Annotated in this window: 18 protein-coding genes; 6 read left to right on the top strand and 12 right to left on the bottom strand. The window is 57.8% G+C overall.

Annotated features, from left to right (window positions below; translation table 11 throughout):
- Position 1: 1 nt before the first annotated feature.
- Genes VEG30_12180 through VEG30_12165 form a run of 4 tightly spaced genes read left to right on the top strand, consistent with a single transcriptional unit; the run spans position 2 to position 4369 of the window.
- Positions 2 to 1279 (top strand): ABC transporter ATP-binding protein, encoded by a 1278-nt coding sequence (locus VEG30_12180; GenBank protein ID HXZ80683.1) that lies wholly within the window; start codon positions 2 to 4, stop codon positions 1277 to 1279.
- On the top strand, positions 1276 to 2088 hold the full coding sequence (locus tag VEG30_12175) for a class I SAM-dependent methyltransferase (protein ID HXZ80682.1): 813 nt from the start codon (positions 1276 to 1278) through the stop codon (positions 2086 to 2088). Before VEG30_12180 ends, VEG30_12175 begins: the two co-directional genes overlap by 4 nt.
- Before the next feature lie 4 nt (positions 2089 to 2092).
- On the top strand, positions 2093 to 3202 hold the full coding sequence (locus VEG30_12170; GenBank protein HXZ80681.1) for a glycosyltransferase family 4 protein: 1110 nt from the start codon (positions 2093 to 2095) through the stop codon (positions 3200 to 3202).
- Positions 3203 to 3205: 3 nt separating this feature from the next.
- The gene (locus VEG30_12165; protein ID HXZ80680.1) at positions 3206 to 4369 is read left to right on the top strand and encodes a glycosyltransferase family 4 protein; all 1164 of its coding nucleotides are present in this window, start codon (positions 3206 to 3208) and stop codon (positions 4367 to 4369) included.
- Between the two features lie 1612 nt (positions 4370 to 5981).
- Here the strand turns inward: VEG30_12165 and VEG30_12160 are convergent.
- Positions 5982 to 7166, bottom strand: coding sequence for an acyltransferase (locus VEG30_12160; GenBank protein HXZ80679.1), 1185 nt, complete (start codon positions 7164 to 7166; stop codon positions 5982 to 5984).
- A gap of 61 nt (positions 7167 to 7227) precedes the next feature.
- On the opposite strand from VEG30_12160, the gene VEG30_12155 reads away from it, so the two are divergent.
- On the top strand, positions 7228 to 8454 hold the full coding sequence (locus tag VEG30_12155) for a glycosyltransferase family 4 protein (GenBank protein ID HXZ80678.1): 1227 nt from the start codon (positions 7228 to 7230) through the stop codon (positions 8452 to 8454).
- Between the two features lie 165 nt (positions 8455 to 8619).
- Positions 8620 to 9606: a HEAT repeat domain-containing protein gene (locus VEG30_12150; GenBank protein ID HXZ80677.1), complete on the top strand. Its 987-nt coding sequence runs from the start codon at positions 8620 to 8622 to the stop codon at positions 9604 to 9606.
- Between the two features lie 19 nt (positions 9607 to 9625).
- Here the strand turns inward: VEG30_12150 and VEG30_12145 are convergent, their stop codons facing one another.
- From VEG30_12145 to VEG30_12095, 11 genes are all read right to left on the bottom strand, one after another.
- Entirely contained in the window at positions 9626 to 10063 is a 438-nt protein-coding gene (locus VEG30_12145; GenBank protein ID HXZ80676.1) for a hypothetical protein, read from the bottom strand.
- Between the two features lie 261 nt (positions 10064 to 10324).
- On the bottom strand, positions 10325 to 11221 hold the full coding sequence (gene dapA / locus VEG30_12140) for a 4-hydroxy-tetrahydrodipicolinate synthase (GenBank protein HXZ80675.1): 897 nt from the start codon (positions 11219 to 11221) through the stop codon (positions 10325 to 10327).
- Between the two features lie 26 nt (positions 11222 to 11247).
- Positions 11248 to 11934, bottom strand: a complete 687-nt coding sequence (dapB, locus tag VEG30_12135) for a 4-hydroxy-tetrahydrodipicolinate reductase (GenBank protein ID HXZ80674.1) — start codon at positions 11932 to 11934, stop codon at positions 11248 to 11250.
- Complete coding sequence (lysC, locus tag VEG30_12130) at positions 11931 to 13310, bottom strand: lysine-sensitive aspartokinase 3 (protein ID HXZ80673.1); 1380 nt, start codon at positions 13308 to 13310, stop codon at positions 11931 to 11933. The genes dapB and lysC overlap by 4 nt, the downstream gene beginning before the upstream one ends.
- Positions 13311 to 13322: 12 nt before the next feature.
- A complete protein-coding gene (asd, locus tag VEG30_12125; GenBank protein ID HXZ80672.1) occupies positions 13323 to 14378 on the bottom strand; it encodes an aspartate-semialdehyde dehydrogenase in 1056 nt (351 codons plus the stop codon).
- Between the two features lie 22 nt (positions 14379 to 14400).
- Entirely contained in the window at positions 14401 to 15039 is a 639-nt protein-coding gene (locus tag VEG30_12120; GenBank protein HXZ80671.1) for an MOSC domain-containing protein, read from the bottom strand.
- Between the two features lie 109 nt (positions 15040 to 15148).
- Positions 15149 to 16024: an alpha/beta hydrolase gene (locus VEG30_12115; protein HXZ80670.1), complete on the bottom strand. Its 876-nt coding sequence runs from the start codon at positions 16022 to 16024 to the stop codon at positions 15149 to 15151.
- A 790-nt stretch (positions 16025 to 16814) separates the two neighbouring features.
- Positions 16815 to 17897 carry an AI-2E family transporter gene (locus VEG30_12110; protein ID HXZ80669.1) on the bottom strand — a complete coding sequence of 361 codons (1083 nt, stop codon included), beginning with the start codon at positions 17895 to 17897 and terminating at the stop codon, positions 16815 to 16817.
- Between the two features lie 107 nt (positions 17898 to 18004).
- Positions 18005 to 18736, bottom strand: coding sequence for a hypothetical protein (locus VEG30_12105; GenBank protein HXZ80668.1), 732 nt, complete (start codon positions 18734 to 18736; stop codon positions 18005 to 18007).
- Positions 18726 to 19352, bottom strand: coding sequence for a shikimate kinase (locus VEG30_12100; protein ID HXZ80667.1), 627 nt, complete (start codon positions 19350 to 19352; stop codon positions 18726 to 18728). Before VEG30_12100 ends, VEG30_12105 begins: the two co-directional genes overlap by 11 nt.
- Before the next feature lie 29 nt (positions 19353 to 19381).
- Positions 19382 to 20230 carry a DUF4097 family beta strand repeat-containing protein gene (locus tag VEG30_12095; protein HXZ80666.1) on the bottom strand — a complete coding sequence of 283 codons (849 nt, stop codon included), beginning with the start codon at positions 20228 to 20230 and terminating at the stop codon, positions 19382 to 19384.
- Positions 20231 to 20251 lie beyond the last annotated feature (21 nt).

Below are 20251 nucleotides of genomic sequence, written 5' to 3'. Positions count from 1 at the left end.
GATGAAGCCGATTATCCAAGTCGAGAGCCTGGGCAAGCAGTACGCGATCGGCGCCCTGGAGGATCGCTACGAGACCCTTCGTGAAGCCATCATGCGGGTTGTTCGCGCGCCGCTGGCGCAGCTTCGCAAACCCAAGCCAGAAATGATATGGGCGCTGCAAGATGTTTCCTTTCAGGCCGTGCCTGGCGACGTGATCGGAGTCATTGGCCGGAACGGCGCCGGCAAGTCCACGCTGCTCAAAATTCTTTCGCGCATCACCGAACCCACCACGGGCCGCGTCGATCTCTATGGCCGAGTCGGCAGTCTGCTTGAAGTTGGCACCGGTTTTCATCCCGAACTCACGGGACGCGAAAATGTCTATCTCAACGGCGCCATCCTCGGCATGAAGCGAACCGAGATCGACGCCAAATTTGACGACATCGTAGCTTTCGCTGAAGTCGAGCGCTTCATCGACACGCCTGTCAAGCGCTACTCCAGCGGGATGTATCTTCGTCTGGCCTTTGCGGTGGCCGCTTTTCTCGAATCGGAAATCCTGCTGGTGGACGAAGTCCTCGCCGTGGGCGATGCCAAATTTCAAAAGAAGTGCCTGGGGAAGATGCGCGACGTCAGTTCCAGCGGCCGTACCGTGCTCTTCGTCAGCCACAACATGGCCGCAGTGGAGTCGCTCTGCAATCGCTGCCTGTACATTTCCGGGGGACGGCTGGAGGGCCTTGGAACTCCGCACGACTTGATTGGCAGATATCTCTCCGCGGATGCCGCCCCCAAAGAGAGCTCTAATGATCTCGTTCTCCACCCGGGGCGTCCGGCGGGTTATCAGCCGATTATGCGGAGTGTGTCGCTCCGGGGCGATGATGGAATGCCGACGTCAACGATACGCATGGGGAGTTCGTTGTCTCTTCGCGTCGAATACTGCAGCCCTCAACCCCTTAGGCCAGTCTTGGGGTTGATAGTAAAGAACAATCATGGTTCGCCAGTATTCGGAATCAACAACCGTATGGTTCGCGGTTACCAATTCGAGGATGCAGCGTCCGAAGGCATCATCACCTGTCGCTTGGCTAACCTCCCGCTTATGCCGGACACCTATTGCGTAGATCTTTTCTTCGGGGATCTCTACGACGACTACGACGTCCTTTACGACGCCTTTTCATTTGAGGTGATCTCTGCCGATGTTTTCGGGAATGGCCAGCTTCCTGGTGCTGAGTGCGGTCCGATCTTCTGGCCTGCAACCTGGACTCTTGAGCCGGTTGAGATTGCCTTCGTTTCCTCCCGCCCAAGATGACAAACACCGCAGCCAACCCGACACTTGCGGCGGAATCCGCACCGTACACCCGAGCCTTTTATGAGCAGCAGCAGCAAGGCTCTTATCAATCTGCGCTGCGCGTGCTGCCGCAGGTATTGCAGTTGATACCGGTACGCTCCGTGGTGGACGTGGGCTGCGGTGTGGCCGCCTGGCTGGCTGCTGCCCAGAAACTTGGAGTGGACGACGTATTGGGCATTGATGGAGATTACGTCGATCGCTCCACTCTGCTCATCGCGGCTGAAAACTTCTGCCCTCGCGATCTGACGCGGCCGTTCGGCGTCGATCGAGTCTTCGACCTTGCTATGTCGCTTGAGGTTGCCGAGCATCTTCCGGCTTCCAGCGCGGAGAGTTTCATCGAATCGCTGGTCGCGCTCTCACCGGTGATCCTGTTCTCTGCCGCTGTTCCTGCTCAGACCGGAACCAATCACATCAACGAACAATGGCCAACATGGTGGATTGAACACTTTCGCAAGTTCGGCTTCGTTCCCGTGGACTGCATTCGCCGCCGTATATGGAACGATCCCAAAGTCGAGTGGTGGTACGCACAGAACACTCTCCTTATGGTCCGGGATGACTACTTGCAATCCTCACCTTTATTACTGGAAGAAGCCCGCAAGAGCGCCGGCCCATTTGCCATCGTTCATCCCCGGGCCTTCCGGGAACGCCTGGCGAGTGAACGAAGGAGCGCCGCAGGTTTCCGCCAATGGCTGGCAGCCGGACCTTCGGTCATCCGGGCGAGCGCAAGCCGAATTCTGCGCCGGCTAACCCGAAGTACCTTGACCAGTTAATTCAATGCGAAACGGCTCTTCCCACCAAATGCGGGTTCTCCACATCGTCCCCGCGCTCTTCGGACCGACCGGCGTGGTGGGTGGAGCGGAGCGATACGCCCTGGAGCTGGCGCGTTACATGTCGCGCGAAGTCCCCACCCGCCTGCTGACCTTCGGCGATAAGGAGATCGAGCAGATGGATGGTGGTCTCCGCATTAGGGTGGCGGGACATTCGTGGTACGTCCGCGGCCAGCGCTCAAATCCATTCTCTGGAGCGCTGTTTTCCGAGCTGCGCTGGGCCAACGTGATTCACTGTCATCAGCAGCATGTTCTGGCCAGCTCGCTCGCCGCATTGTGCTCGCGCCTAACCGGACGCAAGGTCTTCGTGACCGATCTCGGGGGAGGCGGCTGGGACATCTCCGCCTACCTTTCCACCGATCGCTGGTATCACGGCCACCTGCACATCAGCCAGTACAGCCGCGCCGCCTTCGGTCACGATCGCCGGAAGTGGGCACATGTCATCCTGGGTGGTGTGGATACGGAGAAATTTTCTCCCAACGATTCCATCTTGCCGAATGGCGCGAGCAGCGTGCTCTTTGTGGGCCGCCTTCTGCCGCACAAGGGGGTGGACTTCCTGATCCGAGCTATGCCAGATCACGTCCCGCTCGATCTAATCGGGCCACGTATAGGGGAAGGCGAGCTTTACTATACAGAGCTTCGCGCTCTCGCCGCGCGCAAGCAGGTCACCTTTCATCATGACTGCACGGACGCAGAGCTTATCAGCTCCTACCGTCACGCTCTCTGTGTTGTCCTTCCCAGCCTTTATCGGAATCTCTACGGCCAAACCACTAAAGTCCCCGAGCTTCTGGGACAGACACTGCTTGAGGGCATGGCATGTGGACGTCCAGCGATCTGCACTGCGGTAGCCAGCCTGCCGGAAATCGTGGAGGACGGCGTCTCGGGATTCGTTGTTCCCCCTGATGACGAGACCACGCTTCGCAAGCGCATTCTGTGGCTACGGGAAAATCCAGACCAGGCACGCACCATGGGGCAAGCCGCCCGGCAGCGCGTCCTGGAGAAGTTCCTGTGGCCCGCAGTGGTTAAACGCTGCCTGGAAATTTACGCGCAGGCCTGACCTATGCCTGAATGGCACATTATCACCTGCGAGTATCCGCCCCGGATGGGAGGGGTTGCCGATTACAGCTATCTCCTCGCCGGCGAACTCGCCCGCCGCGGTGATTCGGTACACGTCTGGTACCCGCCGGATTCGGCTGACCCGCTGCCTAGGCAACCAGGCGTTAGACACCATCCGGAGATGGGTTCCTTCTCCCCTCGCGATCTCCGCCATGCCGGCGCCCTGCTGGAGGAGTTTCCTCATCCACGCAGGATTTTGTTGCAGTGGGTGCCGCATGGCTACGGGCGGAGGTCGATGAATCTTGCTTTCTGCCGATGGATCGCAGCACGCGCGAGAAAGGGCGACCTGCTGGATTTAATGATCCACGAACCTTTCCTCTCTTTCAGCGCAAAATCCTGGCGGCAGAACTTGCCCGCAGCCCTGCATCGCGTAATGACATCAACATTGCTGAAAGCCGCCAACCGCGTGTTTATTTCGATCCCCGCTTGGGAGCCAATGCTCCGCCCTTACGCACCCCCGTCGCTCCCATTTGTGTGGTTGCCAATCCCGAGCACGGTACCGGTGTTTTCCGATCCCGGCACCAGCGCAACTATTCGTGCCCGCTATCTTGGCGATGACCAATCGACCCTGATCGGCCACCTCGGCACCTATGGAAATCTGATTTCAGGCATCCTTCGTCCCGCTCTGCAAACGGTTCTTACCGAATGTTCAACGGCAAACGTCCTTCAGCTCGGCCGTGGCAGTGACGCGGAGGCACAGTTGTTGTCATCGCAACATCCTCAGTTCGCCGGCCGCATTCATGGGGGCGGGCGTCTTAGCAGCCGTGAGCTTTCGCTTCATCTCGCAGCCTGCGATCTGATGCTTCAGCCTTATCCCGACGGCGCTAGTTCCCGCCGTACCAGTCTGATGGCCTGCCTCTCTCATGGCCTGCCGGTGGTCTCGACATTGGGAAAGCTCAGCGAAGATCTCTGGGGGCGTAGTAATGCGCTACTGCTTGCCCCAGCAGCGAGTTCGGATCAACTCGTGGCGCAGACACTGCGTCTGCTCGCCGACTCTCACCTGCGTCGGCAGCTTGGAACCCGCGCCCGCGAGTTTTATCGTGAGCACTTCGATTGGCCCGTAGTTCTGAATCGATTGTGCGAATCACCGGTCACACTCGGCGTCTGACTGGTAATAGCCTCGGCTGCGCTCTATCTGACACAATCGCAGGTTCTTCTAATCTGAATTTTGCGCAGTCCCATGTCTCGTCGGCTCACGATTGCTCTGCTGGTTCTGAATTGTGTGGCTTGCGCCGCGATTCTGGGAGTTCGCTTCTCGTCCAATCTCCGGGCGGGCGCCCTTTATCCCACCAACGGCTCGGAATCGCTGATGGCCTACTCCCTATGGAAGGTGCAACACGGGTTTCCACTCTATGAATGGCCCAACCGCAATTCCTTCTCGCTAACCTTGTACAACTGGCTCTTCTATTATCTGTATGCCAGCCTTCTATCTGGGCTGCGAATGAGCGATGCCCGCCTCCTGGTATACGGAAGGATCCTGACATTTTGCTTCTGCGCGCTTGGCATCGCCGGTTCAGCCGCGTTGATGCTGCGATCCCTGCCGGAAACGCTGAGAAAGCGCGCGCTATTGCTGGCAATCATGACTGCCAGCCTCGTCTGGCTCAGCACATCTTTTCTGGGCTGGTACGTGCTGACAATCCGGCCAGACGTGATTGCCGTCAGCATCGCAACCTTCGCTATGCTTGCCACCCTGTGTGCCGTCGACCGAGATTCCAGCGTCTGGATGATCCTCAGCGCGCTTTTGTACTACGCCTCGTGGTCGATGAAGCAGTCTGCGATCGCCCTGCTGCTGGGAGTTTGCCTGTTTTTCCTGCTCTCGCGACGTTTCCGCTTGCTTGGGGTGTTGATCGCAACCTTCGGGACACTCGTTGTGTTCACGTTGGCAATTGGGGGCGAAGTCTATCGATACAACATTCTTGCGGCTCCCCGCGTGGTCGCGTCCTACTCCTGGCACGACGCTTTCTCTGAATGGGGCAAGGTAATCATTCTCAATCTCATCGTTTGGATTTTGGCCGCTCTCGCCGTGGTGCGGCTGGGAGCGCGCGGCTGGAAGAATTTCTTGGAAGCACCTGTGCTAGCTATGATGACTTGCACTCTGCTGGCCGGCGTTCCGCTGGCCAGCCTGCTGCTTTCCAAGCAAGGAGCAGCCAAGAATCATCTCCTGGAAGTCTTCGTCGCGGCTGCAGCCCTGGCTTTTTCGGAGCTGGCGCCTGCGATCATCGAGCCGCAGCAAAACCAGCTGCGGTACGTGGTTCTGTTGCTTGCACTGGCCTGGCTTGCTTATCCAGCTGCCCAGTTGGGCTATCTGATTGCTTTTGGCTCATCCTCTCAAGGCCAAGGTCTCAGGACGGGCGATTTCGGGCTGGGATCAGTGTCGCAACTCAAGCAGGGCCGAACTCCGTGGCATGTCCAATTGGCGTTTCCTGAACAGCTGGCTCAGCGCCAGAAGCTGGCCTCGCAACTCCAGTCCCTTCCCAAGCCGCTTTACATTCGAGACGAAGTGCTGCTGCTGCCGTGGTACGCGACCGATGATCGTTATCCCGCCTATAATCCCGATCCTATCTACGAGTCCGCCGCGGTTTCGCGGGGCCTGATGCAACCCAGCCTGCTTCAATTATTGCGACAGCATCATTTCGCTTCGGTAGTTCTGGCAGACAACGACTCGTCGCAAACCGAGGCCCTGGCCGCTGGATACATCGCGCTTGCGCCCTCTTCCCCACTCAGGGTTGAGGGCTTTCATGTATTTCTTTACCCAACCAGTCGTCAGCAGGAAAGCCGGATGCAAGGGCTGGATCGTGTTCGGCCCATCTCGGCTCGTCCGCGCCCCCTTCTGAGGCCTGCGACAACAGCGAGTTCTGCCGCGCTTTCACAGAGACGGCCGGGCTAGTATCGAAAGCCAAAAAACGGTCTTTCAGTTTTAGAAAGCGCTGTTCATACAGTGTGTAAGAGATCCACGCCAGCCCGCAAGAGGCAAGGATGCCTGCCGAAGCTGCCGCGAGTCCTCCCCAGCGCTCGCAGTAAAGCACGATCGGAAAATGCAAAATGTAGAGACCGTAGCTGTACTTCCCTAACCATCTCAGTGGCATTGCGCGCAACCAACTCCAGTTGCCCGCATACGCCAGGAGCACAATCGCAAAGAAGCTCAACGAGAGACTCGCAACTCCTGCCGTGATCACAAGAGGCTTGTTTGGCTCAAATCCCCGGGCAGCAGCGAAGACTGCGACAAATCCGATTGCTCCGACTCCTAGGGCCCTGTTCCGCCACCATAGCGAACCAGACTCACGTACCATCACTGCGCCCAGCGCTCCATAGGCCAATTCCTCCATGCAAGCCGGCGTGGCGAAGTAAGCGAACCTGGGAAAGCCATACGCCACAGCAATCACGCGAAAGACGCACGAGCCAAAAATCAATCCGAAGCAAGTGATTTTGAGTGCTCGACTGCTCATCACGTACACCAGAAAAGGCCAAACCAGGTAGAACTGTTCCTCGACAGCCAGCGACCAGAGATGCCCAAGCGGGACTTGAGCACTTGCCGCACGCCAGTTAAACAGATAGCTCAAATACCACGGCGTCTCCCGACGCAAGGCATTCACACTCGGGGCCGAGACAAACCAGGGCGATAGCATTAGCACCAGTGCCAGAAAGCCGAAATACAAAGGAAAGATACGCAGAACACGCCGCGCATAGAAATTGCGGAAGTACCGTTTGCTGCCCTTCGCGTCCAGCAAAATTCCGGTAATCAGAAACCCAGAGAGCACAAAGAACAAATTGACGCCCACCCAACCCACAGCAGCGCTTTTCACCAGCGGGTACCAGTTAACCAACTTTGAAAAATGCAGAAGAAGCACGAGCAGGATCGCGATACCCCGCACTCCGTCGAGATCTGGAATCTGTTTGATGTTCAACCCGCTTGTAACTTAACTACACACTGTATTTGTCCGGGAATAGCAACTAGAGTGACTGGGAATGCGGATTGCCGTCGCGAACCACCATTACCGCCAGGCTGGCGGAAGCGAGACCTACCTCTCCGCCCTCCTGCCTGCCCTGGCGCAGACCGGGCACGAGATCGGGCTGCTCGCGGAAATAGACGCGCCCGCATCCCGATCAGAGATAGAGCTTCCCGCAGGTTCGCCCTGCTGGATTGTCGAAGGCTTCGGGCGCCGGCAGGCCCTTCATTCTGTGCGGCGATTCGACCCCGACGTTCTCTTCTGCCACGGTCTTGTCGATCCTCATCTGGAAGCAGCGCTGCTCGAGGTTGCGCCCGCCGTCTTCTTCATGCACAACTTCTACGGAACCTGCATTAGCGGCGAAAAGACTTTCAAGTCGCCCATACCTCGCCCCTGCCAGCGCAGGTTCGGAGGGGGTTGCCTGCTCCACTACTACCCGCATCGCTGCGGAGGACTAAATCCCATGGCCATGTGGAATTCGTTTCAGCTGCAATCCGCGCGCAACCGCTTCTTGCATCGCTATCAATCCATCGTTACCAATTCCCGCTACCTGGCAGAGGAACTGGCAAGGCATGGACTCTCCGGGCACGCTATTCACTTGTTCCCGCAAGCTTGTCTGGAGGCTGAGCCGGAGCTTCTTTCTCCCCCTGCTGCCCGTGAACCTTGGCGCCTGTTGTTCCTTGGGCGCATGGACTTTTTGAAAGGCGGCCATGTTCTCCTGGAGGCATTGCCTGCCGTGCTGCAGCAACTCGAGCATGAATTGCACGTGAGCTTTGCCGGAGACGGCCCCAACCGCCAACGCTGGGAATCGATGGCGCGTTCCATCACCGATCGTCACACTGCGCTTAAAGTTGAATTCACCGGATGGTTGTCCGGGGACGGCCTGCGCGATTGCTTCTCGCGCACTCATCTCCTGGTCATGCCCAGCCTTTGGCCCGAGCCCTTCGGACTGGCTGGACTCGAAGCCGGACTTCACGGTGTTCCCACCGCTGCCTTCGCCACCGGCGGCATCCCGGAGTGGCTGGAGGAAGGAGTGAATGGCTGCCTGGCGGACGCCGACCCTCCGCGCGCCGACGCTCTCTCGCAAGCCATCGTTCGCGCTCTCGCGGACCTAGCCGGCTATGCCAGTCTGCGCCACGGCGCTTTCCGCCGCGCCAGCAAGTTCACGCTGGAGCGGCATTTAGAGCAATTGATGCCAATATTGGAAACAGCCGGCGACAAGCATGCCTCACTGTCAGCACGGTAAATCCGCGGACAGGAGTGTCCGCGCCACACATGCACCTTGAATCAGCAGTTCATCTTCATTGATCGCCAGTTCGTCCCAGCGCATGTACCTGCCAACACCAGCACTTCGGTACGCTTACCAAAGTCACGTTTTGCGCCGTCCGGGCGCGTCCTACACTGGAATGGCATGAACACGGTACTCACTCCACCGCCCACTGAAGTCGGAACTCCGCCTTCCATGAAACCGCCCACGCCAGGCGGACCACGGCGCTTCCTGGCGGTCGGTGTCCTCGTGCTCTTGCTGACTCTATTGTTCCTTTTTGTCGGGACACCCACCGCGCGGGCAGCCTGGCAGGAGATCGAAGAATTGCTCAGCCTTCACGGCGACCCGAAACCGGCCTCGGCCAACGTCTTGTCGGAACACGAAATCGAAGTGCTGGACAAAATGAGCCCGCAGGCCCAGGCAGGACTTCTGCTGGAACGCTCCATCAACCATTTCAAGGGCGCGAATGATGAGATCGCGGCTCGCGTCAACAGTTGGCGGGGTCAGATCACGTTGGACGATCACCTCAACGGTTTGTTTGTCACCGCCCTGAACTCAGACGATCTGCGGGTTCGGGCGGCTGCCATCGAAGTCGACCTTGCCGCGCGCAATCTGGAAAAAGCCTCGGCCACCGTTGACCGCCTCGAGCCCGACGCCCGCAACGGCGAGCAGGGACCCCGCGCCAACGCTCTGTGGGATATCGGTCTGCTCGGCAGCCGCGGCATCGAACCGCAGCGCGCCGCTCAGATTCTGATTGCTTCCATCCACGACGCGAACATTAACATTCGCTATTGGGCGGTAGAGGGCCTGTCCTATATCGGCACTGACGAGACCATTGCTCCATTACTCGAAGTCTTTCATGATGATCCCTCGGCCATGATCCGCGAGCGCGCGGCCTGTGGCCTGGCTCAATCCGGCATGCTGAGCGAGAAACAGCGCCGCCACGCCGTGCCCAAGCTGCTCGATTTTGCTGACGATCCTGCGCTCGACCCCGAAACCCATAAGTGGGTCTTTCAGGCCCTCCGCGACATTACCGGACAGACCATACCCCACGACGCCGCCCTCTGGCGTGAGTGGTATCGCAATAACAGCGATGGGAACTGGAATCCGATAACTCACGACAACGAATAAGCTTCATCTTCGCGTCAACCTAGTCGTGATCTGCTTCTTCATGGTCCCGTCGCCGGCATCCATTGCCTCCACGATCGTGAATGAGGTTGGGGTAATCTCCGTATACCAATCCTGGAATTTTCGTTTTCTTGCCATTAACCATCTCGTCGTAGTCGTTCACCAGCGTCTCGCCTTCCCAATGCGCCGTACCACGCACCTCGCAGGGATGTTTGTGGCTGTTGTAACACATGAAAAAGTGATAGAGGCTGGCATCCTTGTCCCACCACAACACGATCAGGAAGCTCAATTTTCCTGCTGAGCCGTCCGACTGTCCCTCGCCGATGAATGTCGTTCCACCCGTGCCCAGTCCCCAATGATTGAAGCCGCGCCGTCCAGCGCCATTGGAAAGAGCCTGACTGGGCTCCATGGTCTCGACGGTGTCCCAATCCCCGGCAAATGCCTTCGCTAGCCGATTCATTTCCGGGCTCGCGCTAGTCTCGACCGACGGAAGTGTCTTTCCTGTCTGCTGAGACACTGCCGCAGATGCACAAATCAGAACTGATACGAGAAAAGAAGTCTGCCGAAGAAAATGCATCATGAGTCCTCCGGGATTGAGAATAAAAGTCGGAAGTTACCAGGTTAGCTTGAAGAGTTGGACGAGACCGAGCTCGCCTCGGTTAGCAGGAAGGATGTGGGGCGCGATGACTCCTGTCCGCGGTGTTAGCACGTCACTGCCGGCTCACGCTGCCGTGGGCTGCAGCAGGCCGACGCTGGCCGCAATCTTCTCGAGCTTGGCGCGGGTTTCGGGCTTCACTCGCACCATCGGCAGACGGTAGTTCTCTTCAAGCCGTCCCATCATGGCCAGCACTGCTTTGACCGGCATGGGATTGGATTCGAGGAAATTCGCTTGCATCAGCGGAAGGTAAGTTCGCTGGAGGCGGCGCGCATTCGTCCAGTCGCCTTTGAGAGCGGCGTTCGTCATCTCCGCCATCTCCCGGGGAATCTCGTTGGAGGCCACCGAAATAATGCCAACGCCGCCGAGAGAGATCACCGGCAAAGTAATGGCGTCATCACCGGAAAACACCAGGAAGCTGCTGGGCACGGCGTTGAAAACATCCGCGATCTGCGACATGTTGCCGCTGGCTTCTTTGACGGCAATGATGTTCTCGATCTGCGCCAGACGGCCCAGGGTCGCAGGTTCGATGTTCGCGCCGGTACGGCCGGGAACGTTGTAGAGTACGAGCGGCTTGTCCACCGCGTCGGCGATGGCGCGGAAATGTTGATACTGGCCTTCCTGCGTAGGCTTGTTGTAGTAAGGGGAGGCGGTGAGGATGGCATCCACTCCGCGGCGTGAAGCCACAGTGCGGGCCTTGTCGACGGCTTCGCGCGTGTTGTTGGAGGTTGCGCCAGCCACGATGGGCACGCGTCCCCCAGCCACCTCGATCGTGATATCGATGACTCGTAGCCACTCGTCATGCGTCAGCGTCGGAGTTTCGCCAGTCGTGCCGCAAGGGACCAGGAAATCAATTTTCGACTCCACCTGCCAGGCCACCAGGGAGCGCAGCGCGGGCTCGTCAAGCGAGCCATCGGATTTGAACGGTGTTACCAGGGCCGTGCCACAGCCACGCAATTTCAGCATGTCAACCTCGCTTCTCTCCAGCCCTACGGCAGTTGCCGGAATATATCCTTGAAATCGTAAAAGCCTTTCCGGCCTTTAAGCCATTCCGCCGCGCGTACTGCTCCGTCAGCAAAGCCGCGGCGCGATTTCGCCGAATGCTCCAGTCTAAGTATATCGTTCGGCGACTCCAGTTCAATCACGTGCTCACCGACGATCTCGCCTTCCCGGACGGAATCGATAGGCAATTCCATACCACCAGAATTTTCGCGCAGGATGTTATTGAGGGCGACGGCCGTTCCCGAGGGCTTATCTTTTTTATGGATATGATGCCGCTCCACGATGCGCCCGGAATATCCCTGGCGCAATGCCGGCGCTACTGCCGTAGCGGCTTCGAACAGGAGATTTACCCCGACTGAAAAATTGGCGGCGAAAACCAATCCCATGCCGCGCTCCTCCACCAACTCGCGAATCGTGGGGATCTGCTGGTACCATCCGGTGGTGCCTACGACGATGTTCATCCCGGCGGCTACGCAATGTTTGATGTTGTCCACCACGTCGTGGGGAGTGGTGAAGTCTATAACCATATCCACATCGTGCAAGGATTGCGCAGTCAGAGCAGCAGCGCCACGGTTTTCCGCGCTGCCGACGGCTCGCACCTGATGGCCACGCTCGCGCGCCACCTCGGCCACCAGAGAGCCGGTCTTGCCCTTGCCCAGCAAAAGAAGGTTCATGCGCGTGCGAAGACTTCCGGATCGGGATCGGCAAAGAATACATCATGGAGCTGGCGCACGGCCCTGGGGACGTCGTCTTCATCGATCACAAACGTGATATTGATCTCCGATGCCCCCTGGGAAATCATGCGCACATTGATATTCGATACGGCGCCAAAAACCTTGGCGGCGATGCCGGGCGTCTCGCGGATATTCTCGCCCACCAGGCAGACGATCGCCTTTCGGCCTTCATATTTGACATCCGCAAGTTCATCCAGATCAGCAGCGACGGCCGGGATGGCTTCGTTCGAGTCCACGGTCACGGATACGCTGACCTCGGAAGTTGACACCACGTCCACCGCGCACTTGTGTCGGTCGAAGACTTCGAAGATCCTGCGCAGGAAGCCATGGGCACCCAGCATGCGCGTGGCAGTGATGTCGATAATGGTGATTCGCTTCTTCGCGGCGATCGCTTTGAAGGTATTGCTGCAGTGAGGCGCGCGCGCAGTGATGGTCGTGCCTTCGTTCGTGGGATTGCGTGAGTTAAGCACCAGCACCGGAATGTTCTTCTGAATTGCGGGCAACAATGTTGCCGGGTGAAGCACTTTCGCCCCGAAATACGCCAGCTCCGCTGCCTCCTCGAAGCCGATGCTCTTGATGCGCAGCGCGCTGGGGCAAAGATTGGGATCGGTGGTCTTCATGCCGTCCACATCGGTCCAGATTTCGATGCGTTTGGCGTCGAGACCCGCGCCGATGATGGCGGCGGAAAAATCGGAGCCGCCACGGCCGATTGTGGTCGTGGTTCCTTCCTTAGTGGAACCGATGAAACCACCCATAACCGGGATCTGGCTACCCCCAAGCAGCGGTTTTACGAGCAGCCTGAGACGGTCGTTGGTCTCTTCAAATAGCGGAATAGCGCGGGTAAAAGCATTATCCGTGACAATACAGCGACGAGCATCCACATGGGCGGCCTTCATACCGCGGTGAAGGAACCCTTCTGTGACCAGCCGGCTGGAAAGCCGCTCCCCATAGCTGACGAGGTTGTCCAGGGTGCGAGGGGTGAGTTCGCCCACGGCGGCGATGCCCTTGAGCAGATCATCCAGGGCGTTGAACTCGGCTTCAAGCTCGCCATGAAATTCCGTGTAGACGCCGGTTTCCAGCAGTTCGCTGGCGGCTTCTAAATGGCGATTGCGGATTCCCAGGGAGAGCGCCAGGGCTTTGTCGCGTTCACCTTCGCCGGCGGCTTTGGCCATGGCTATCAGGCCGTCGGTGACCTTCGCCATGGCACTCACTACGATGACTGGACTCTCCAACAGACGGCCGCAAACGATTTTAGCGACACGATCAATGGCAGCGGCATTCTCGACTGAGGTGCCGCCGAATTTCATCACGATCATCGGCTGCTGATCCTAGTCGAGGTAACCCTGGCACTTCAGCAGTTCGCCATTCAGCAAGGCCGCTCCAGCGGCTCCCCGAATGGTGTTGTGAGAGAGCACTGTGAACTTCCAATCGAGCAGGCCGCAGGGACGCAGGCGTCCCACGGTGGCTGTCATGCCGCGTCCGCGCTCAAGGTCGAAACGCGGCTGCGGACGATCGGGCGAAGAATCGTAATAGACCGGCTGCTCTGGAGCCGTGGGCAGCTTCATCTGCTGCGGCACGGCACGATATGAGTTCCACGCCTCGATCATCTGCCTTGGCTCAGCGGGCTGGCTCAGCTTGATAGAGACTGACTCCGTGTGTCCGTCTTCCACCGCCACGCGATTGCATTGCGCGCTCATGGCGAAGTCAGCCAGATGGATGGAAGTCTGATTCACGCTGCCCAACAGCTTGCGGGTCTCCGCCTCCATCTTTTCCTCTTCTTTGGGGATGTAGGGGATCACATTGCCGAGGATGTCGAGCGAAGCCACGCCGGGGTATCCCGCGCCACTGACTGCTTGCATTGTCACAGCAAAGACTTTCTCAAGGCCGAATGTGCGATGCAGCGGGGCCAGCGCCATCACCAGGCCGATCGCCGAGCAGTTTGGGTTCGTGACGATAAACCCGCGCGCCTCTCGCCACCATCGTTGCGATTCCAGAATGCGGATGTGATCGGCGTTGACCTCAGGCACTACCAGCGGCACATCTGGTTGCATGCGAAAAGCACTGGAATTGGACACCACGGCCCGACCCGCAGCCGCGAATGCGGGCTCCAACTCCTGCGCGATTCCGGCGTCCAGGGCGGCGAAGATCACCTTCGGCGATCCATCAGGTACGGCCGGTGAGATTCGCATTCCAGCAACCCTGGCCGGCAGCGGCGTCTTCAAGCGCCAGCGCACGGTTTCGCCGTAGATCTGTCCGCTCGAGCGCTCCGAGGCGGCGAGCCAGGCCACTTCGAACCAGGGATGAGGTTCGAGCATCTGGATAAACCGCTGTCCTACCACCCCCGTCGCGCCCAAAATTCCTACAGGTAGTTTTCTCACACTCATAACAAGCTACTGGATTCTAGCATTATGCCTGCGCCCGCAGCAGCAGGTGAGCTTTCCAACTCGCCGACAGTGAACTTACGCGTGTCGCTCGCTCAAGGAGTTCCGGATCGCGTACGGGTCCAACATGGAGGTGCAAGATGTCACCGACAGTGACTCGGTTAGGATCGCGCTCCTGGATCTCGATTGTCGAACCCGCACTGACCTCCCCTGGTTCGACCACCGAAAAGTAAAATCCGCTGCGACCGCTTAGCAGGAACCTCTTGATCATGTCGTCGCGGCCAAATCTGAGGTTCAATTTGTAACAAGGCGTCCGGGGCTGAGTGACGATCAAGAGCGCCGATCCAACCTTCAGACAATCGCCGATGCACAAATCGTCTTCCCTCAGGCCTTCGGTCGTAAGGTTCTCACCGAACCTGCCCCAGGAATACGCGACCTCAGGTAACTCCTTCTGCCAATAAGCGTAGTGCTCAGCGGGATAGGCGTAGACCGCTTTTTCCAATCCACCATGAACTGTAAGGTCCGCCTGTTGATCGCCGGCGAGACTTAACCGCCCGATGGCCACTGATCCTTGCACAGGCTCCTTAAAGATCGCCGTCTGGACGCTCCTACCATTCCAGACGGCTTCTCGTGGCAGTCCCACATTCACGGAAACGACTCTCATTTGGTCTCCGAGCTTCCCGATGGATCACGGCGGCCTCTAGACCTGGCGTTCCCGCGGCTCCATTCGTTTGTTCGTCCTAACTAACCTGGGTTCATTGCGCTGTGCCCGTCTAGGCGATCTTTGCCACTCTTACCACCTTGCGAGCGAGGAAATCTCGAATCGCCTGGGCAATTTCCTGATAGTGAGTCTCGAGCGCGAAATGGCCAGTGTCGTAAAAATGGACCTCGGTGTTCGGGTTATCGCGCTTGTAGGCTTCGGCGCCGTTAGGCAGAAAGAAGGGATCGCTCTTGCCCCAGACTGCCAACAGCGGCGGTTGCTCGGAGCGGAAATATTCCTGGAACTGGGGATAGAGCGCGACGTTGCTGGCATAGTCCAAAAACAGGTCAAGCTGAATCTCGTCATTGCCAGGCCTGGCGAGCAGTGCGGAGTCAAGCCCATAGGCTTCCGGCGCCACCAGCGCCTCGTCCTCGACGCCATGCAGGTATTGCCACTTGGTTGCCTCAGGCGTTAAGAACTGCCGCAGGGCGGCACGATTCTCTGGGGTGGGTTCCTTCCAGTATTTCTGGATCGGATTCCAACCTTCGCTTAAGCCTTCCTCATAAGCGTTCCCGTTCTGCGAGATGATGCCGGTGATCCGCTCGGGATGCGCCAGCGCGAGGCGGAATCCCACCGGCGCTCCGTAATCGAACACATAAATGGCATAGCGCTGCAACTGGATTGTCTGGGTAAAGCGATCGATCACTTTGGCCAGGTTCTCAAACGTGTAGCGGAATTGCTTGCGGTCAGGTGCATCGGAGAAACCGAACCCGGGAAGATCGGGCGCGACTACATGAAAACGGTCCGCAAGACCTGGAATCAGATTGCGGAACATGTGTGACGATGTGGGAAACCCATGCAGCAGCAAGATCGCCGGCGAATCTTTCGAACCGGCTTCGCGGTAGAAGATCTTCAAGCCGTCCACGAGAGCATGTTGGTAACGAATCATAGACACCTCCTTTGGAATTTATGGGCCGATGAGCCAAAGCCATCCCACGCTGCTTTGTTCACCTTACAAAATCAGATTGGCTAACCGGTAAAAGGTTTCATTATTGGTGTTAAGATTTCGACAGATTGAAATATGGGGCAACCTGGGAAAGTTGGCAAGTCCGATTGGCGGGATGGATTTCTTTTTGTCGGCAACCACCTGGCTCTCGATTTTCTCAATACCCGTCCTGTCCAGGACGGTAAAGCAATGGAATTGCTGCCTGATTTCAGAGCTCTCTTAAGTTGGTTTCGGGCGGCCGGATTACTCAGTTCAAATAAGGTAACTTGCCTTGCGAGAGCCTGGGAAGAATCGCCCCAGGCTCGACGTGCTGTTGAGGCCGTGAGGGGACTGCGCGAGAGACTCAGGACAGAGGTTCTCGCTTGGGAACGTAATGGCACTTTGACTCGTAAGACCATCGACGAACTGAATCGCTTGATGGCAGAGCACCCCATGCTTGCCAGGCTGAATCCGGGTCTAGATGCGCCTTCAATAGAGCTCTGGTTCGACCCCCGCCAACCGCAAGACTTGCGAGCTCCTCTGGCGCACGCTGCAGCCCAGCTGTTCGCGCACGCAGAACGCCAGGGCGTACGCAAATGCGGACACTGCGTGCTGCACTTCTATGACACCAGCAAGAAAGGGACACGGCGTTGGTGCAGCATGCGACTGTGTGGAAACCGGCTGAAGGTCGCGGCCTATGCAGTTCGCCAACGTGTTCGCGGAGCTTGACAGACCGAGAGGCACTTCGTGAGGTCTAATCCGGAAAAGCCGGGGATTCGTCTTCCTCTTCTTCAGGTGTTTGCTGGGTCACACGAACCGGGACGATTGCTGCCGGATGAGGGCGGAAGCGCACCAGGTACTCTTCTACCAGCACTGCGATAACGGCTGCCGTTGGGACGGCGACAATAGCTCCCAGCACCCCACCCAGGGCGGCTCCCACGCTGAGGGCAACGATTACCGCCAGCGGGGGCAGATCCACGCTGAGCGTCATAATCTTGGGCGCGAGATAGGCCTGCTCGAACTGCTGATAAACAAAATAGTAGGCGCAAACTCCCAGAAACTTCGGCCAGGCATCGAACATCGCCACTGCGGAAGCCAGCACGAACCCGGTAATCGGGCCAACAAAGGGCACGATGTTGAGAACGCCCGCCACAAATCCCAATACCAGAGCGTACTTAATGTGCAAGAACCAGAAAGCAAGCCCACTGGTGACGCCAAGCAGCAACATGAGCAGCCCTTGTCCGATCAGCCAATGACGAATGCGACGCTGCGCTCGCAGGGCGATGGAACGCACTCGTCCCCGGCGTGGCTCATGAAAGAACGAGAGAAACCAGTAAAAGGTGCGCTCACCATCCAGAATGAAATAAGCCGTCAGGATCGCCCAGCTGAATAAAGCGATCAGCAAGCCCGCGACATTCTTCATGATCTCCAGTGGACTGCCCAGCGATGCCGCTACACGATCCTCGAACACCGCGGGATCAAAGGTCTGCATGAGAGGAAGCTGGCGGATATGCCCCGACACGCCCGCCATGCGTTGCGGAAAAGCAGCCGAAAAGTTCTCCAGATCCCGGAGGATTGGCGGAATGGCGAAAATCACCAACAGCGTGAAGATCACCAGCACAGCCGCGATGATGATCAGAATGGCGGTGATGCGGTCGGGCCACCAGTGGCCAATGTGGATGCGGCGGATGGCTTCAATAGCCGGATTCAAAACGACCGCAAACAGCACGCTGGCATAGACCAGCATAAGCACGTCGCGTGCCACCCAACACAACCACAAAAACAACAAAACACCGAAGGTGAACAGGATGTCAGAGCGGTGGGTCTTGAAACCCAATCCTGGTGATTTCTCTCCTGATTCCATGGTTTGTAGAGGAAGCCGCGTTCCGCCCGATTCTAGCGGCTGGAATCGGGAAATGGGAGAATTTTAGAAGCGTAAGAAGATTACTCCCGTACGACCTCGACCTTTTCGGAGTCGATCAGAATGCGCTGGACCTTATATTGTTCGTCCAGCCAGAAAACCCATTCCACGCCCTCGACCTGCATATTGAACCGGTTCAGTTCCTGCTGGGCGCCGCGAATGGTTGTGGTCTCCTTGCCTGCATACTCCACGCTAACCATTTGGGAATTCTGCTGTCTGGGGACCAACACTCCGAACTGGGAACGGGTCATGGGGCACCCCTTTTGACCCTGCGCGTTGGGGCTGCATTGCGATGCCAGGTAGCGCCAAAGAAGGATCTCGCGGTGGCTGAAGAAGTAGTCCTCCAGAATCAGGGTGGAGGTGGGTAGGAGGAAAGAGCGCTCGGCGGCCTTCTGACTTTCGCTGGCGGCAACGCGCTCCACCAGAAACTCATTTTGCGGCTCAACAACTGCCTGGGCGTTTCCCGACCCGAATTCCGACCACTTGTATTTGACCAGGTCACCGCGAGGCGAAAGCTGCATTTCCGCACGCTGCCCGCCCTTGCTTCCATCCTCGAGACGCAGCTCGGAGCTGGCGCTGCTCTCTTCCGGCGATTGCTGAATCTGAAACTTTTCAGTGGCTACCCGCCGGCCAGCAACGAAGATAGCGAACGTGCCGGAATCTACTGTCTGTCCAGGCGCCTTTTTGCTGCCGCCGAACAGGGCCGCGGGAAAGAGAACAAGAACCCAGACTGTGAGCAATATTCTAGACTTCATCAGAAGAATCCTTGGAAACAGGAATCTGCAAGATCAGTTCCAGCGCCTTCACCACTTCCGCCGCAACCTGGCTGATCGAGAGCTGAGAAGTGTCGAGGCAAAGATCAGCTTTCATATAGCTGCTACGCCGGGATTCGTACAGTTGGCGAAATTGGTTCTCATCCTGAAAGAGCGGACGTTGGACTCCGTGCTGGCGGCAGCGCGCCATCAGGATCTCCGGGGAAGCATCCAGGAACACGATTCGCGCCGGAATTGACCGCAGCAGTTCCTGGTTCTCCGGTTGGACGAAGGCGCCTCCACCGATCGCAAGCACCGTTTGCGCATTCGAACTGCTGAGCACGGCTTTAAGTGCCTGGCTTTCCAGACGACGGAACTCCGATTCTCCCGACCGTTGAAAGATCTCCGCAATCTCGCGGCCCGATTGGGTTCGGATAACATCGTCCAGATCCACAAACGGCCAGTGCAACAATCGCGCCAGCTCCTGTCCTGCACTAGTTTTGCCGGCACCCATGAAGCCAACGAGAACCACGGCAAAAAGATCGCCACGGCAAGTTTTGTTATGAGAGGTCGCGATAGCAAGATTGTAAACGCTGGCGGGAGGAAATACCGGCGGCATTTACTCTGGCGAATTCGAAGGTGCTAGGTCTATTGCTTGTGGACCTTAATCTTGCCCGTAAAGGAATGCAGCTTCAGTGATGCGCCGCCAGAATTTGAAACCCCGGCAAATGACTTGCCTTGTGAAGGCACGAAGGTCATGTGGGAGTTGGGACGAAACTGAAAGGCATCTTCCACACTGCCAAATACCGAGCGGGCGTTGACATCCACGGAAGCGCTGGCCGGAATGGCCACATCAATATCCCCGGAATGATTCGTGAAGGCGTAATCTCCGCCACCAGCTAAATCGCCCGTGTACTTGATTTGGCCTTTAGTGGTGTTCACATACACCTTGGGCCCTGTGACAGACGACAGCGTAACGTCACCCGAGGCGGAATTGATGTCCACGTGGCTGTTACGCACATTCGTCAGGAATACCGGTCCATTGACAGTCCGCACGTGAAGATGCGCATTCGTGAAGTCTCGTACCTGGACATTGGAGGAATCGCCCTCCAGGGTTATATCCCCCATCAATTTTTCGGCCGTAATCCCTCCCAGCGCCGACTGCACGGTTAGGTTGGCATTTGAGGGAACCTGTACCTCGTAATCGACCTGTCCTTCCTCCGGGCCGACACGCTGCAAATAATGGGTTCGGACTTCGATGCGATTCCCATTCTGGTTTCCGTCGATCTCGACTTTATTGCTGCGGGCGTTGGTATTTATCAGTACGGAGTTCCCGGCGGAGGGCTTGACGGAAATCGGACCATAGTCATTGACAATCGAAACCATGGCTCCGCTGGTCACGGAATAGTGGAGTTCTCTCTTGGCTTGGGCCCAGGAGACCCCGGATATCAACGCAACCGTGCAAGCAACTACCACGCCGAACTTTCCACTCCACATAGCTGCTCTCCTCACCAACTC

This window comes from Terriglobales bacterium (assembly GCA_035624455.1).
Lineage (GTDB): Bacteria > Acidobacteriota > Terriglobia > Terriglobales > Acidobacteriaceae > DASPRM01.
This window is presented reverse-complemented; position numbering and strand designations above follow the sequence as displayed.